Genomic DNA, 15,449 nt, shown 5'->3' with positions numbered 1-15,449 from the left:
GGATACGAGCTGGACACGAAGGAGACGACTCATGTTCACGCATGCTGAGCCCACAACGGCCGATGTTTCGACGACGCAAAAAGACGTGTGCGTGTATGCGTGGGTGGTATTTGTCCTAACCGTGGGGTTGCTGCTTTCCGACTACATGTCGCGACAGGTGTTGAACGCGGTGTTCCCGATGCTCAAGGCCACATGGAACCTGTCGGACACCCGGCTGGGTTCGCTAAGCAGTGTGGTCGCGCTGATGGTCGGCGTGCTCACGTTTCCGCTGTCGGTGCTCGCCGATCGCTGGGGCCGCGTAAAGAGCATTGTCCTGATGGCGGCGATGTGGAGTCTCGCGACGCTCGGCTGTGCGCTCTCGACAAACTACAACGAGATGCTGCTCGCGCGCGCCTTCGTCGGTGTCGGTGAAGCCGCCTATGGCAGTGTCGGCATCGCGGTCGTTCTCAGCATCTTTCCGGCACGGCTGCGCGCCACACTCACCGCCGCGTTCATGGCCGGCGGCGCGTTCGGTTCAGTGCTGGGCATGGCGCTCGGCGGGGCAGTCGCGGCCCACCTCGGATGGCGTGCGGCGTTCGGCGCAATGGCGGCCCTGGGGATCGTGCTGGTCGTGCTCTACCGGGCTGTCATCAGCGAAAAGCGGCTCGCTCCGCTGCAACCGGCAAATGCGGACCGTCAGACGCAGGGCACCGGTGTATGCATGAGCTTGCGCAGTTTGATGCGAGGACTCTTTTCGACAAAGTCGGTGGTGTGCGCTTACGTCGGCAGCGGCATTCATCTGCTGGTTCCTGCCGCCGTATGGGCGTGGATGCCCAGCTTCCTGAATCGCTACTACGGCATGTCTACCGGCAAGGCGGCCATGAGCGCGGCCGTGTTCGTGCTGGCCACTGCTTTCGGCATGGTGGTGTGCGGAAATCTGACCGACCGGCTCAGCAAGCATCAGCGGGAAAGGAAGTGGAGCACGGCCATCGCCTTCTGCCTGATCTGCTTCGTGTTGCTCACGATCGGTTTCCGGATGTCGGCGGGACCGGCACAGCTCGTCGTGATCGGCGCCGGTATGTTTTTCTGTGCAGGTGCGACCGGTCCCTCGGGCGCGATGGTGGCTAACCTCACCCCACCGTCGATTCATGCGTCGGCGTTTGCCACTTTGACGTTGGCGAACAACCTGCTGGGGTTGGCACCTGCCGCCGTGCTGACGGGCGTCGTGGCCGACCGGATCGGGCTGCTCGGCGCGTTGCAACTCGTGCCGTTTGCGCCGCTTGTCGCGGCGCTCGCTTTCTTCATCGGCAAGCGGAACTATCGCGTCGACCTCGATCGCGTGAGTACCCTGCGAGTACGGGCCGGTACCGGCGCAACGGCCACCGGCAAGCGCTAGGTCCGGCAAACGAACCTGGGAGCGGGGCGGACAGCACCGTCACCGACTCGATATAAATGTGCAGTTCGAATAAAGGATGGGAGATTCGATATGGCTAAAGCGGTACGTTTCCACGAGACGGGCGGTCCCGAAGTCTTGCGCTATGAAAACGTCGAAGTGGGCGACCCAGGTCCCGGACAGGTTCGCTTGCGCCATGAGGCCGTGGGTCTGAATTTCGCCGACACCTACTTTCGCACCGGCCTGTACCCCGTGCCGCTCCCCGCGGGCATGGGTGTCGAGGCGGCGGGTGTGGTCGAGGCAGTAGGCTCCGAGGTGACCAATGTGGCGGTGGGCGATCGCGTGACCTACACCGGTTTTCTCAACGTGCTCGGCGCCTACAGCACTGAACGCCTGGTCCCGGCGGCGCCGCTCATCAAGCTGCCCGATGCGATTTCCTGCGAAACGGCCGCCGGCATGACAATGCGCGGCCTGACCGCGTCGTACCTGATGCGCCGCATTCACGATTTCAAGGCGGGCGACGTCATCCTGTTGCATGCCGCCGCCGGCGGCGTCGGCCTGATCGTGTCGCAATGGGCCAAGCTACTGGGCCTCACCGTCATCGGCACCGTTTCGAATGAGGCCAAGGGCGAAGTGGCTCACGCGCATGGCTGCGATCACATCGTCTACTACAGCCGGGAAGACGTCGCGAAGCGTGTGCGCGAACTGACGGGCGGCGTTGGTGTGGACGTCGTGTTCGATAGCGTCGGCAAAGATACTTTCGACGCGTCGCTCGATTCCCTCAGACGCCGTGGCCTGATGGTCTGCGTCGGCACGGCGTCGGGGCCGATCCCGCCGTTCAATCCGCAGATTCTGGCGATGAAGGGCTCGCTCTATCTAACGCGCCCCGCGCTGGCGGACTATATCGCCGATCCCGCCGAGAAGGACACGCTCGCCGGAGAACTCTTCGGGCATGTCGCGGCAGGGCGCATCAAGATCGAACTCAACCAGCGTTACGCGCTGGAGGACGCGGCGCAGGCCCACCGCGACCTTGAATCGCGCAGGACGACTGGTTCGTCGGTCTTCGTCATCTGAGGAGAAGGCCATGCGAGTCGAACAACTGACATGTGCCATCGGCGCCGAACTGGTCGGCGTGAATCTTGCCGATGCGATTGGCGATGACGGCCTGTTTACCAGTATCCGTGCCGCGCTGCTCAAGCACCGGGTGCTGTTCCTGCGCGACCAGAACATCTCGCGCGCCGAGCATGTTGCGTTTGCGCGCCGTTTCGGCGAACTGGAAGACCATCCCGTCGCCGGCAGCGACCCGGAACATCCGGGCCTTGTGCGCATCTACAAGAACCCGGAGCAGCCCAACGACCGGTATGAAAACGCGTGGCACGCGGATGCCACCTGGCGCGAAGCGCCGCAGTTCGGCGCTGTCCTGCGCTGCGTGGAGTGTCCGCCCGTCGGCGGCGACACGATGTGGGCAAACATGGTCCTCGCCTACGAAAACCTGCCGGACCACATCAAGGCCCAGATCGCGGATCTGCGCGCCCGCCACAGCATCGAGGCGAGCTTCGGCGCCGCGATGCCGATCGAAAAACGTCTCGCTCTCAAGGCGCAGTTCCCGGACGCCGAGCATCCGGTTGTGCGCACGCATCCGGAGACCGGTGAGAAGGTGTTGTTCGTGAGCGCCTTCACCACCCATTTCACCAACTACCACACGCCGGCGCGCGTGCGCTTCGGGCAGGATGCCAATCCGGGCGCGGGTGACCTGCTGCGTTATCTCATCAGCCAGGCTTACATCCCCGAGTATCAGGTCCGCTGGCGCTGGCAACCCAACAGCATTGCGATCTGGGACAACCGCAGCACGCAGCACTATGCCGTGATGGACTATCCGCCGTGTCATCGCAAGATGGAGCGCGCTGGAATTGTCGGCGACAAGCCATACTGATCAGGCCGAAACCCGCTTGCATGAGATCGGTGTAAGTGCTTTGCATAGGACCGGCGTAGGCGCTGAAACGCTGACCCCGGTCGACAGGAACCGTTCGATGACGCTCGATATGACACCGACCATACTGATGGTGCCGGGCTTGCGCGACCACGTCGCGGAGCACTGGCAAACGTTGCTGGCGCAGAGGCTGCCCAAGGTGGCCTCGGTGGTGCCGCTCGAGCACGACAAACTCAGTTGCGCAGCACGCGTCGCGGCGCTCGATGCCGCACTCGCGAAAATCGACGGCCCGGTGATTCTGGTCGCGCATAGCGCGGGCGTGATGATCACGGTGCATTGGGCGCAGCATCACAGCCGCAAGATTCACGGTGCGCTGCTCGCTGCGCCGGCCGACCTCGAAATGCCGCTGCCGGCAGGCTATCCGGCCTTCGATACGATTGTTCAGAACGGCTGGCAGCCGATTCCACGAAAGCTGTTGCCGTTTCCGAGCATTGTCGGTGCGAGTCGCAACGATCCGCTTGCGCAGTTCGAGCGTATCGCGGTCATGGCGAAAGACTGGGGCAGCCGGCTCGTCGACCTTGGCGAAGTCGGACACCTGAACCCTGCTGCAGGGTTTGGCGAATGGCCGATGGCGGAGACACTGATCCATGAACTCGTCTGATCGGGTATCGGTTGGCGCGGTCGATGAACTCGGGCCTGGTCAGCGCAAACTGGTTTTCGTCGATGGCCGCAGCATGGTCCTGTTCAACGTCGGCGGCGCCCTCTACGCCATCGACAACGCGTGTCCCCACAACGGGGCGTCGCTCGCGAACGGTCATCTCGACGGCTGCGTACTGAGTTGCCCGGCGCATGGTCTGCGCTTCGATCTGCGCACAGGTTGCATGCCAGGCGCGGGTGGACTGAATCTGACGACTTTCCCGGTCCAGGCCATCGGCGTCAAGCTGTTCGTGAGTCTCGAAGATCCGGGCGTCAATCCTGCCTCGGCATCGGCATCGGCATCGGCATGCAATGCGGCGCCGTGATCCGGGCCGCGCGGGAATAGGCAGTCATTCAGGGGAACAAGGATGCAAGGTTTGATGATGCAGCAACCGCTACTGGTTGCGTCGCTGCTCATGCACGCTGAACGCCACCATGGCGAACAGGAAATCGTGTCGCGACGGGTCGAAGGCGACATTCACCGGTATCGGTACCGGGAATTTGCGCAGCGCGCACGCCGCATGGCCAATGCCCTCGCAGGCCTCGGCATCCAGCCGGACGAGCGGGTCGGAACGCTCGCGTGGAATGGCTACCGCCACATGGAGCTGTACTTCGCCGTGTCTGGGGCCGGGTCCGTGTTGCATACGCTCAACCCGCGTCTGCATATCGATCAGCTCGCGTACATCATCGAGCATGCGGAAGATCGCGTCGTGTTCTTCGATTTGACGTTTCTCCCGCTGATCGAGAGCGTTGCGCCGCGAGTCAGGAGCCCGAAGGTTTTCGTCGCCATGACCGAGCGCGCACATATGCCACAAGACCATGGCTTGTCCGGAAAGCTGCTGTGCTACGAAGATCTGATCGACGGTCACAGCGATGTTTTCGATTGGCCACGCCTCGACGAAAACAGCGCGTCGTCGCTGTGCTACACGTCCGGGACGACGGGTCATCCGAAGGGGGTGTTATACAGCCACCGCTCGACGCTGCTGCACACCTACGCGGCAGCACTGCCGGATTCGCTGAACTGTTCGGCGCGCGATGTGATCCTCCCGGTCGTGCCGATGTTCCATGTGAACGCATGGGGACTGCCGTATATCGCCTGCATGGTGGGTGCGAAACTGGTGTTTCCGGGACCGGCACTGGACGGCAAGTCGCTCCATGATCTGATCGAGGACGAACAGGTCACGTTGTCAGCCGGCGTGCCGACAGTCTGGCAGGGACTGCTTGCGCATGTCGACGCGGTCATGGGGTCGTTTTCGTCGATGAAGCGCACGATCATCGGCGGCGCTCCCTGTCCTACTGCGATGACGATGGCGTTCCAGACGCGCCATCGCGTCGACGTACTGCACGCATGGGGCATGACGGAATTGAGCCCGGTTGGCACCGTCTGCAGTTTCAAGGCGCATCAGGTGTCGTTGCCCGTGGAAGACCGCTATGCGCTTCAGGCAAAGCAAGGGCGCCCGGTATTCGGCATCGACATGAAAATCGTCAACCAGGAAGGCAACGATTTGCCGTGGGACGGCATCGCAACTGGCGACCTGCTCGTGCGTGGTCATTGGGTCGCGCAGGAGTACTTCAGCCATGACGGCAGCTCGCCGTTGCGAGACGGCTGGTTCCCGACCGGCGACGTGGCAAAGATCGATCCCGATGGCTTCATGCAGATCACGGATCGCAGCAAGGACGTCATCAAGTCCGGCGGCGAATGGATCAGTTCGAGCGACATCGAAAACGTGGCGTATCTGCACCCCGAAGTCGCGACGGCGGTCTGCATCGCCGCGCGACATCCGAAGTGGGACGAGCGACCCTTGCTGCTCGTCGTAAAGAAGCCTGGCAGCGCGCTCGCCGCGGCCGAACTGCTCACGTTCTTTAACGACCGGGTTGCGAAGTGGTGGAAGCCGGACGCCGTGGTGTTCGTCGACTCGGTTCCGCTCGGTGCAACGGGCAAGGTGCTCAAGAACCAGTTACGGGATCAGTTCGGCGATTACTACCTGTCGGCCTGAGGCGCCGACCGGCAACAACCCGATTTCATTCGAGCAATAGGTCGTAAACCATAAGCTGCCGGGTCCACCCGGCGCACCTCAAATCTGGAGGAGACGCAATGAAATTGAAGTCGAGTATCCTGGCAGTGCTGATAGTTTTTTCCACCGCAGGCCATGCCCAGTCGTCGGTTACGCTCTATGGCGTACTCGACACCGGATTCCTTTATCAGAGCACCTCGGCCGCGACGTTTCAGCCGAACGCGCGCAACCTCGGACATGTCTATCAACTCAAGGACGGTGGCATCTATTCAAGCTACTGGGGCTTGAAAGGCAGTGAAGACATCGGTGGCGGCTACAAGATCACCTTCAAGCTGCAAGGCACGTTCAACACCACGAACGGCAAGACCGGGTTGTCCGACACGCCGGGCGCGACCGCACTCTTCAATCAGTATGCGACGATCGGCGCAACCGGGCCGTTCGGCACGTTCGACGCCGGTCGGCAGATCGTTCCGATGATCTACGCGATGGCGGAAACGGACGTACGCGGCGCACAGTATTTCGGCAGCATCCTGACTGCGTGGCTGGGCGTCAATCAGGCGGCCGGCTGGCCCGGCACCAGCACGAACGCTCCGATCGGCGCCCTGTATGACAGCAACGCACTGGTCTACACTTCGCCGAAATTCTATGGCGCTTCGCTTGCGCTCGAGTTCGCTCCGGGTGGGGTCGCGGGACAGTTTCAGGGCGGCACGCGCGAGTCGGCCGTGCTCAAGTATTCGAATTACGGCCTGAACCTGTCCGCGGTGTACTACAGCGGGCATGACACCAACCCGTATCCGCTGACTTATCCGGCTGCTCCGGCTGTACCTGCAACCGGCTCGAACAATAACCGCTTCTACTATTTCGGTGCGATGTACACGATCAGCGGTTTTTCGGTGTCCGCCTCGTACGCTATCGGCAGGAACCCGGCAAGGAGCAATACCGTCGACTTCGAAATGGTGTCGGGCGGCCTCGGCTACCAGTTCAGTTCCGCCTTCAAGATCACGTCCGGCTACTACTATCTGAAGGATCGGAACAATTCAGCGAATCACTCGAGCGAATTCGCCATAGGCGCGGAATACAACCTGTCTGCGAGGACCAAGGCGTATGCGCAGGTCGGCTATGTCAACAACAAGGGGACGATGAACCAGACGATTATCTATGGTGCTCCGGTTGCGCCGGGTATCTCCACGACTGCGGCAATGGTCGGTATTCGCCATAGCTTCTGATTCCATCACCTTCATGAACCGGAGTAATCCATGAAAACAACCAGGGCACTTGAGCTGGTAATCGCCGCGTGGCTCGTTGTAACTTCCACCGCGGCGTGGTCCCAGGGTGGTGAAGCGGCCAGTGCAGCCTCCAATGCACAGGGTGCGTCCGCGATGGCGGCATCGGGCGCGGTGATTCCCTCTGGCAGGAAAGCGGACCACGCCCTGCGCCGCAGGGTTTATGCCGCCATCGGGAAGGACAAGGAAATCAGCGCCGGAGACATCAGTGTCGTCGCGAAAAACGGCGCGGTGACACTGAATGGCACCGTCACGGAAACTGCTCAGATCGGCAAGGCTGAAGCGATCGCCAGGAGCGTTTCCGGCGTGACGTCGGTGACTAATAAGCTGACGGTGAAGAAACCGTTTGGCGGCATGTAAGCCCTCGTAGTGAAGGGCGGCAGTTTCCTGTGCGGACCCTGCATCGGGATTTCCGGGCTTCAGTGCAAGCGAATGGCGCTTCGTGAGCGCTGTCGCTTCAGCCGCGGTGTTTAACGCCGCGGCCCTCGACTAACGTCGTCCTTGCGCACGAAAAATCACTGATGCCGGCCTGCCGGTTTGCGGATGCAAAGGCTCTCGCATTTCCCGAAGCGTCAGTCCGCTGATCCACATCAGTTCGATCCATGAGTGCACGGTCCGGAAATACCAGGGCGGGGCATCGCTAAACGCCTCGTCGAATCCCGCCCACGAACCCGTTCGCCAGCCATCCGCGTAGGGCAGATCACCGCATGCAACCAGGGGATGCAGCGTTTGCACGATCAGGGATCCGCCCGGTTTGAGCAACGCTGGAATAGTGCGCAGCAGACCTTCCACCGACTCCTTGCCGAGCAATGAAAAATTGCAGACTACGACGTCGGCGCTCAATTTGAGTTGTCCCGCTGCGATCGCCTCATAGGACAGAACCCTGCCGTCGATCACTCCGGCTTGCGTCGCGGCGAGCACCAATGACGGCACCACGTCCACCGCCGTGACGCCGATTCCCTCGCGCTGCAGTGCGAGAGCAAGCCAGCCTTCACCGCAGCCCAGATCGACGACGGTAGCCGGGTTGCAAGCCAGCACCGCATCCAGCACGGCTCGATCGGTGACCAGCCGCCTGCTCTCGATTTCCCCGTCGCGTACCGCTTTCGTCCAGGGCAAGGCGTTGCGCTGCCATGAATCGATGATCTTGCTGTCGCTAAGCGGTTCGATAGTCATCGCGCGTTTCATCCACTCTGTCGATCACTCTGCGCGCTTTGCATTGCCCCGCGCCTCGGTGCGTGCTTCGATTGCATGCACGACGGCCACCATATCGGCGTGACCGTGACCCAAGCCGGCGGCCTCGGTGTACAGGCTAAAGCAGACATCCAGCATCGGCGATGCGAGATTTGCATCGCGCGCCGCCTCGGCCGCGAGCCGGTTGTTTTTCAGCGCGTCGAGGACCGAGGCCTGCACCGCGAAATCCTCGTTCACGAGCTTGTCGACCTTCACGCGCGATACGTTGCTCGCCATCGGGCCGGCGTCGAGTACGGCCTGGAACTGCTTCATGTCGAGCCCGTAGCGCCGCGCGAGATGCGCCGCCTCGGCAAGCGCGGTCACCATCGGAATCAGGAACGCGTTGACCGACAGCTTCATCAGAAGCCCGGTGGGCACTGCCCCGCAGACCACCGTTTCGCGGCACATCGGCTTGAGGAGCGGACGCACTTCTTCGACCGCCGACGGTTCACCCGCCAACATCGCCACCAGTTGCCCCGCTTCGGCCGGCTTGCGTGAACCCGAGACGGGCGCCTCGACGTACCGTCCTCCCGCCGCGCGGATGTCGGCTTCGAGGCCAAGCGAATAGTCGGCCGATGTCGTTCCCATGTGCACAATCGTGTGCTGTGCGACGTTCGTCGCGAAATCCGCGGTGTGGCGGCCGAGCACCGCGTCGAGCGCCGTATCGGTCGCCATCATCAGGATGACGATGCGAGCCTGCCGGAAGACGTCAGCGGCGCTGTCCGCAACCTGCGCGCCTGCGTCGCGCAACACGGCGCAATGTTCCGGCGTGCGGTTCCACACCACCAGTTCGGTGCCGGCGCGCGCGAGGTTGAGCGCCATCGGTTGTCCCATCACGCCGAGGCCGATGAATCCTGTTTTCATGCGTGTCTCCATTCGTTAGCCGCTGCTTGTGGCTGCGGGTCGGCGGATCGGATGCGCGGATGCACACGACAGCGTGGCGGTCGCTTTGGCGCACCCCGTTACGCTTTCCCCGAACGCTATCGATGGCGTTCGGCGCCGCCGTTCAGTCTATCTAAATCGCCGTAATCATGCCTGCACGCCGGGTGTCGATTTTCATAAGAAAAATGCACCAATTCTTCAAATAATTTCATTTTACGGTTCGCGATGCTGCGTTCAGGATGAGGGCACAGCAAGAAAAGGTGACCACCATGAACACGACAATACTGGACGGCGGTTTCGACACACTACGCGATCCCATCGAACCACTGATCCTCGACCTGCTGGAATGGATTGGGCCGGGCGCACGGCCGTACAGTGAAGCGATCGAAGTCTGGCGCACTTCCTGTCCGCGGCTGCCGGTCTGGGAGGATGCCTGCGCACGCGGCTATCTGACGCGCACCCATTTACCCGGCGGCGTGGCCGAAGTGGCGCTCAGCCAGGCCGGCGCCGCCTATCTGCGCGCCAGCCGCGGCGTCCCCCTGCCACCGCAAGCGCACCATGCACGGTTACGAGGATCCTTGTAATAAAATGTAATTGAAAGTCGAAGTTCATCGCTTGGACGTAATTTGCCTGCAAATTGCACCTCGTTTCACACGATTTCCCCCCACGAGCAAACGAGGTGAACGATGAAAGCGACACGGAGGTGGTCAGCGGGTGTGGCAGCGCTTGGTGCAAGCGCACTCGCTTTAGGTGGTGCACTCGCGCCTGCACAGGCGAGTGAGACGGATGGTGTCAAACATGTCTTGCTCATCAGCTTCGACGGCTTGCACGAGCAGGATGTAGCGCGTTGCATAGCCGGCAATACCTGTCCGAATCTCGCGCTCCTTGCGAAATCGGGCATTACGTACGCAAACGCATTTACGCCTGGACTTTCCGATTCGTTTCCGGGCCTCACCGCACTCGTAACGGGCGGCTCGCCTAAATCCGCCGGCCTCTTCTATGACGTTTCATATGACCGCACGCTCTACGCGCCGATCGACACGGGCTGCGTCGGCAAGCAGGGCTGGAACGTCGTGTTCGACGAAACCACCGGCAAAGACGGCGAAAACGGCGGCCCGCTCGTGCACCTCGACGGCGGCGGCGCGTTCAATCCGCAGGCCATTCCGCGTGCGCGCGTAGGCGCGAAGTGCGTGCCCGTCTATCCGCACGACTACGTGAAGACGAATACGATCTTCGAGGTCGTCAAGGAAAACATGCCCAATTCGTACACCGCGTGGGCCGACAAGCACGCGTGGGGCTACGACTGGCTGAACGGTCCGTCGGGCCGCGGCGTGGACGATCTGGCGCGCACCGAGATCAATTCGATCGACCCCGCCACCAACACGTACTACCTCGACACGTATACGCATACCGAGAAGTTCGATGACTATCACGTGCAGGCGCTGATCAACGAGATCGGCGGCAAGGACTCCACCGGCACGCGCGACGAACCGGTGCCGACGCTCTTCGGCACGAACTTCCAGACGCTGAGCGTGGCGCAGAAAGCCACAGTGGCGACGGGCGGCGGCTATCTCGACGCCTCCTTCACGCCGGGTCCGCAAGTGACGGGCGCAATCAGCTATCTCGACAATGCGCTCGGCCGCGTCGTTGCCGCGCTCCAGCAGCAGAATCTCTACTCGTCCACGCTCATCATCGTGACCGCCAAGCACGGCCAGTCGCCCACCGATCACACGAAACTCGTGAAGAACGGCGACACGCTCACGAAGTTGCTTGAAGCGAACAACTATCTGGATCCGAACGGCAACTTCGGCCAGAACAACACGAAGAGCGGCAACCTGAACGACGGCACGGGTCTCGTCAACACCGGCTTTGTGCAGACCGACGACGTCGGCCTTATCTGGCTGCGCAATCAATCGCAGCGCGACGCAGTGGTCTCGACGCTCAAGAAGAATCTCTCGTGCAATGCGCCGGGCATCTGCGCGGACGGCCCGCAGGCGTACATACTCTACGGTCCCGCCCTGGTGAACCGCTTCGGCGATCCGGCGCAAGGCCGCACGCCCGATATCATCGTGCAGCCGAATCCCGGCGTGATCTACACGTCGAGCACGGCGAAGGATGAAGAGCACGGCGGCAATGCCCCCGACGACAGCCATCTCGGCCTCGTCGTTTCGTATGCGGGGCTGCACCACCCCGGCCGCAGGGTCGATGAGCGCGTCACGACCACGCAGGTCGCGCCCACCATCCTGAAGGCGTTCGATCTCGATCCGCACCTGCTGCATTCCGTTGCCCTGGAAGGCACGCGTGCGCTGCCGGGCCTCGGCTTGAGAAGCGACGAGTAACACGACGAGTAACACACGTAGAAGCACAAATAGCAGCACACGTAGCAGCGCGGGCCGGCATTTCTCACGAAACGCCGGCCCGCGAATCAGGATGCACCGGTCACTTCCTGGTTTTCTTCGGAATCAGCAGTTGCGCCAATTCCTGCAGGAACCGCACGGGGCCCTCCGCGTGCAGCGCGCGCCCGCTGCTTAGCGCGCCGTCAATGATGGTTCCGAGCCGTAACGCAAAAGTCTCCGGCTCTTCAATGCGCAAGGCGCGCGCCAGATCCGCGAGCCGCCGCCGCAGTTCCCGCTTATGCGCCACCGCAACCTTGCGGGCGGGGTGGTTATCGTCCGCATATTCCGCGGCGATGTTGATCTGCGGGCAGCCGCGATAACCCGGACGCGCAATGCGTTCGCCGATCCATTGAAGTTGCGCGTTCAGTTCTTCACGCGGCGCGCCCTTGTGCAACGCGGCAACCTCATCCCAATGCCGCCAGAAGTCTTCGTCTTCGAGGAGAAGAAAGGCTTCGATCAGATCGTCTTTCGTTTCGAAGTGACGATAAAGACTCGTCTTGGCGACGCCCGCCTGCGCCACGATCAGGTCGACGCCGACGGCACGCGTACCTTCCCGATAGAAAAGCTCGCTGGCGGTCCGCAGAATGCGCTCCCGCGTATCAACCACGGGTTCGCGCGCTGATTCTCTCTTCTTCATTCAGACTCAACCTCAAAAATTGTCATGCTGAAACGCTTTCTTCGATCTTAGCACTCGAAGATTGACGACGCTACAGATCTGTATTATAAAACAGACAGGTCTGTAGCGTAATCAACCATGTACTGGAGTCAGCGATGAGCGACCGAATGACTGTTGCGGTTTACGGGGCCACTGGCCACACGGGAAACTTTGTTGTCGCGGAACTGAAGCGGCGTGGCATGAGCGTTGTCCGGATCGGGCGAGATGCCGGGCGGCTGAGGGAAAGCGACACCGGTGACTCGACTCCATGGCGTGTTGCGGCCATCGACAACCCTGCGCAACTCGACGCGGCGATCCGTGGTACGGACGCCGTCATCAATTGCGCCGGACCTTTTCTCGATACCGCATTGCCGATCGTCGACGCGGCGTTGCGCGCCGGGATTCCTTACCTCGACGTCGCGGCGGAACAGCCCGCGCTCCAGATGCTGGTCGAGCAACGCGATGCGAGCGCGCGCAACGCGGGGGTGGCGCTCATTCCCGCCGCGGCGTTCTATGGCGGACTCGCCGATTTGCTGGTTACGGCGCTTGCAGACCAGGACAAGCCGCTCGACAGGGTCGATATCGCCATTGGTCTCGACAGTTGGCGTCCCACGCGGGGGACGCGCCTGACCGGCGAACGCAATCGCGCGAGACGGCTCATCCAGACGGCGGGGAGACTGGCGCCTATCCCGCAGCCTGCGCCCGAAGGCGTGTGGTCTTTCCCGGCGCCGCTCGGCACCATGGACGTGGTGATGCTCCCCTTCACGGAGGTGCTCACCGTCTCGCGTCATCTGCGCATCGATGCGATCGAGTCCTGGCTCGCGCTCTCGGCTTTGCGCGATATTCGCGATCCCAATACGCCGACGCCCCAGCCACACGACGAGCAGGGGCGATCGGCTCAGCAATTCATCGTGGATGTGGTGATCGAACAGAGCGGGGCAACGCGCCGTATCACGGCAACGGGACGCGATATCTATGCGGTCAGTGCACCGATCATCGTGGAGGCGACTGAGCGCTTGCTGAGCGGCAAGGCTGCGCCAGGCGGTGGTGTTCTAAGTCTTGGCGGAATTTTTGACGCAAAGGATTTTCTCGCCGCGCTCGATACGGTGACGGTTTCCTATGACGCCGTATCGAGCCCGATATTGACAAGGAAAGACGAGCACGAGCGGAACGTTGAGTAATACGAACCGCCGCCTCTGCATCGCGCGCGTCTGTCCCTTTCTCAGGCGGCTTTGCCGCGGGCTACCGCGCGCGACGTTTTGATCGGCCTGACGGCTCCTGCTGCTGCGCCAGGAGACGGCCGGCCAACTCAAAGCCGTCGACACAATCTCCTGCTGCCCAGGTGTCGGAGAGGGTGGTGCGAAGCGTGCGCAGCGTTTTTCGCTGCGCACGCAGGGCGATCATGAGCTGCTCGATTTCGTCGAGCCGCGTGTCGAGTTGGCGCAGCAAATCATCTTTCGGATAATTCTCGTGACTGGCGAATGCCTCGCGCAGTTTGTCGAGCGGGAAGCCCAGATTCTGCGCCAACTGCACCATGCGCAAGCGCCCAACGGCCATGTCGGAGTAGACGCGATAACCGTTGGCAGTACGCTCCGGCGCGGGAAGCAAGCCGCTCTGCTCATAAAAACGGATGGCGGACGGCGCGAGGCCGGTTTTTTCCGCGAGTTCGCCGATTCTCATAGCGCTTGACCTTCAAGTTGACTTTAATCTTAGTATAGCGGCATCGTTCATCTTTCGTGCTGACTTTGCCATGACTACATCGCTGTTTACGCTCGTGCAACTGCCCAACGGCACCTGGCTCCCCAACCGTCTGGCCAAAGCGGCGATGGAGGAAAATCTTGCCGACGCGGGGCAACTGCCTGGCGAGACGATCCATCGCCTATACCGCTCGTGGGCCGAAGGCGGCGCGGGCCTTATCGTCACGGGCAACGTGATGATCGACGGCCGGGCGCTGACCGGACCCGGCGGGATTGTGCTCGAGGCCAATACGCCGCTTGCACCCTTCATACAATGGTCGCAGGCGGCGCGCAGCAAAGGTGCGCAGGTGTGGATGCAGATCAATCATCCGGGCCGGCAGGTGCTGGCCGCGATGGGCGGAAACGCATGGGCGCCCTCGGCGATTCCGATGGATCTCGGCAAACACAGCAAGCTGTTCGCGCCGCCAAGCGCCATGAGCGAGGACGAAATCAGCGAGACCATCGGCCGTTTTGCGGCGACGGCGTACGCCGCCGAGCAGGCTGGGTTCACCGGTGTGGAAATTCACGCCGCGCATGGTTACCTGATCTCGCAGTTTCTTTCACCGCTGACCAATCGCCGCGCCGACCGTTGGGGCGGCGATCTTGCCAACCGTGCCCGCCTGCTGCTGGATGTGGTGCGTGCGGTCCGCGCAAAGGTCTCGCCGGGCTTTTGCGTGGCCGTCAAACTGAACTCCGCTGACTTTCAGCGCGGTGGCTTTTCTGAAGACGATGCGCGGCAAGTCGTGCTGTGGCTGAATGAACTGCCGGTCGACCTGGTCGAGCTATCCGGGGGCAGCTATGAGAGCCCCGCGATGCAGGGCGATACCGCTGACGGGCGCACCCTCGCGCGCGAAGCCTATTTCCTCGAATTTGCGCGGGATCTGGCCGGCGTCGCCACGATGCCAGTCATGACGACCGGAGGCATCCGGCGCCGCGCTGTGGCTGAACAGGTGCTGAACAGTGGCGTCGCCGTCGTCGGCATGGCCACGGCGCTCGCCGTGATGCCCGATCTGCCTGCACGCTGGCGGGCAGGCGCGGATCTGGGGGCGCACATTCAACCGATCGAATGGCGCGATCGGGCACTCACGGGGCTCGCCCGCATGGCGCTCGTCAAACGCCATTTGCGTGCTCTCGGCGCGGGACGTACGGGCTCTGCCCGCTATTCCGCGATCCTGACATTGATCTTCGATCAATTGCGCACGCGCTGGCTGACGCGGCGTTATCGGCAATGGAAACAGCAGCACGCGTGACGCT

Annotated in this window: 16 protein-coding genes; 12 read left to right on the top strand and 4 right to left on the bottom strand. The window is 62.2% G+C overall.

What is annotated here, in order from left to right:
• Positions 1 to 31 precede the first annotated feature (31 nt).
• The 8 genes from ACOSV0_RS33645 (at position 32) to ACOSV0_RS33610 (ending at position 7,656) form a co-directional block, all read left to right on the top strand.
• Positions 32 to 1,375, top strand: a complete 1,344-nt coding sequence (locus ACOSV0_RS33645; protein ID WP_434111986.1) for an MFS transporter — start codon at positions 32 to 34, stop codon at positions 1,373 to 1,375.
• Between the two features lie 90 nt (positions 1,376 to 1,465).
• Entirely contained in the window at positions 1,466 to 2,446 is a 981-nt protein-coding gene (locus tag ACOSV0_RS33640) for a quinone oxidoreductase family protein (RefSeq protein ID WP_434111984.1), read from the top strand.
• A gap of 10 nt (positions 2,447 to 2,456) precedes the next feature.
• Positions 2,457 to 3,305, top strand: coding sequence for a TauD/TfdA dioxygenase family protein (locus ACOSV0_RS33635; RefSeq protein ID WP_434111982.1), 849 nt, complete (start codon positions 2,457 to 2,459; stop codon positions 3,303 to 3,305).
• Positions 3,306 to 3,402: 97 nt separating this feature from the next.
• Positions 3,403 to 3,963, top strand: a complete 561-nt coding sequence (locus ACOSV0_RS33630; protein ID WP_434111981.1) for an RBBP9/YdeN family alpha/beta hydrolase — start codon at positions 3,403 to 3,405, stop codon at positions 3,961 to 3,963.
• A complete protein-coding gene (locus tag ACOSV0_RS33625; protein WP_434111979.1) occupies positions 3,950 to 4,324 on the top strand; it encodes a Rieske (2Fe-2S) protein in 375 nt (124 codons plus the stop codon). The genes ACOSV0_RS33630 and ACOSV0_RS33625 overlap by 14 nt, the downstream gene beginning before the upstream one ends.
• 42 nt (positions 4,325 to 4,366) lie before the next feature.
• Positions 4,367 to 5,995, top strand: a complete 1,629-nt coding sequence (locus ACOSV0_RS33620; protein WP_434111977.1) for a 3-(methylthio)propionyl-CoA ligase — start codon at positions 4,367 to 4,369, stop codon at positions 5,993 to 5,995.
• A gap of 98 nt (positions 5,996 to 6,093) precedes the next feature.
• On the top strand, positions 6,094 to 7,239 hold the full coding sequence (locus tag ACOSV0_RS33615; protein WP_434111975.1) for a porin: 1,146 nt from the start codon (positions 6,094 to 6,096) through the stop codon (positions 7,237 to 7,239).
• Positions 7,240 to 7,269: 30 nt separating this feature from the next.
• Positions 7,270 to 7,656, top strand: coding sequence for a BON domain-containing protein (locus ACOSV0_RS33610; RefSeq protein ID WP_434111973.1), 387 nt, complete (start codon positions 7,270 to 7,272; stop codon positions 7,654 to 7,656).
• Positions 7,657 to 7,785: 129 nt separating this feature from the next.
• On the opposite strand, the gene ACOSV0_RS33605 is transcribed toward ACOSV0_RS33610, so the two are convergent.
• Both ACOSV0_RS33605 and ACOSV0_RS33600 read right to left on the bottom strand, forming a co-directional pair.
• On the bottom strand, positions 7,786 to 8,469 hold the full coding sequence (locus ACOSV0_RS33605; protein ID WP_434111971.1) for a class I SAM-dependent methyltransferase: 684 nt from the start codon (positions 8,467 to 8,469) through the stop codon (positions 7,786 to 7,788).
• 24 nt (positions 8,470 to 8,493) lie between these two features.
• The gene (locus tag ACOSV0_RS33600) at positions 8,494 to 9,402 is read right to left on the bottom strand and encodes an NAD(P)-dependent oxidoreductase (protein WP_434111968.1); all 909 of its coding nucleotides are present in this window, start codon (positions 9,400 to 9,402) and stop codon (positions 8,494 to 8,496) included.
• Positions 9,403 to 9,677: 275 nt separating this feature from the next.
• Between ACOSV0_RS33600 and ACOSV0_RS33595 the strand changes: the two genes are divergently transcribed.
• Positions 9,678 to 9,992, top strand: a complete 315-nt coding sequence (locus tag ACOSV0_RS33595) for a 3-phosphoglycerate dehydrogenase (RefSeq protein ID WP_434111966.1) — start codon at positions 9,678 to 9,680, stop codon at positions 9,990 to 9,992.
• Between the two features lie 102 nt (positions 9,993 to 10,094).
• Positions 10,095 to 11,747, top strand: coding sequence for an alkaline phosphatase family protein (locus tag ACOSV0_RS33590; RefSeq protein WP_434111964.1), 1,653 nt, complete (start codon positions 10,095 to 10,097; stop codon positions 11,745 to 11,747).
• A gap of 100 nt (positions 11,748 to 11,847) precedes the next feature.
• Here the strand turns inward: ACOSV0_RS33590 and ACOSV0_RS33585 are convergent, their stop codons facing one another.
• Positions 11,848 to 12,441, bottom strand: a complete 594-nt coding sequence (locus ACOSV0_RS33585) for a TetR/AcrR family transcriptional regulator (RefSeq protein ID WP_434111962.1) — start codon at positions 12,439 to 12,441, stop codon at positions 11,848 to 11,850.
• A gap of 134 nt (positions 12,442 to 12,575) precedes the next feature.
• Here ACOSV0_RS33585 and ACOSV0_RS33580 point away from each other — a divergent pair, with 134 nt between their 5' ends.
• Positions 12,576 to 13,640, top strand: a complete 1,065-nt coding sequence (locus tag ACOSV0_RS33580) for a saccharopine dehydrogenase family protein (RefSeq protein WP_434111960.1) — start codon at positions 12,576 to 12,578, stop codon at positions 13,638 to 13,640.
• 61 nt (positions 13,641 to 13,701) lie between these two features.
• Here ACOSV0_RS33580 and ACOSV0_RS33575 read toward each other — a convergent pair whose 3' ends face one another.
• Positions 13,702 to 14,139 carry a MerR family transcriptional regulator gene (locus tag ACOSV0_RS33575; RefSeq protein ID WP_434111959.1) on the bottom strand — a complete coding sequence of 146 codons (438 nt, stop codon included), beginning with the start codon at positions 14,137 to 14,139 and terminating at the stop codon, positions 13,702 to 13,704.
• A gap of 70 nt (positions 14,140 to 14,209) precedes the next feature.
• Here ACOSV0_RS33575 and ACOSV0_RS33570 point away from each other — a divergent pair, with 70 nt between their 5' ends.
• Positions 14,210 to 15,445, top strand: coding sequence for an NADH:flavin oxidoreductase/NADH oxidase family protein (locus ACOSV0_RS33570; RefSeq protein WP_434111957.1), 1,236 nt, complete (start codon positions 14,210 to 14,212; stop codon positions 15,443 to 15,445).
• Positions 15,446 to 15,449 lie beyond the last annotated feature (4 nt).

The sequence above is a fragment of the Paraburkholderia caffeinilytica genome (genome assembly GCF_051027425.1).
Lineage (GTDB): Bacteria > Pseudomonadota > Gammaproteobacteria > Burkholderiales > Burkholderiaceae > Paraburkholderia > Paraburkholderia caffeinilytica_A.
This window is presented reverse-complemented; position numbering and strand designations above follow the sequence as displayed.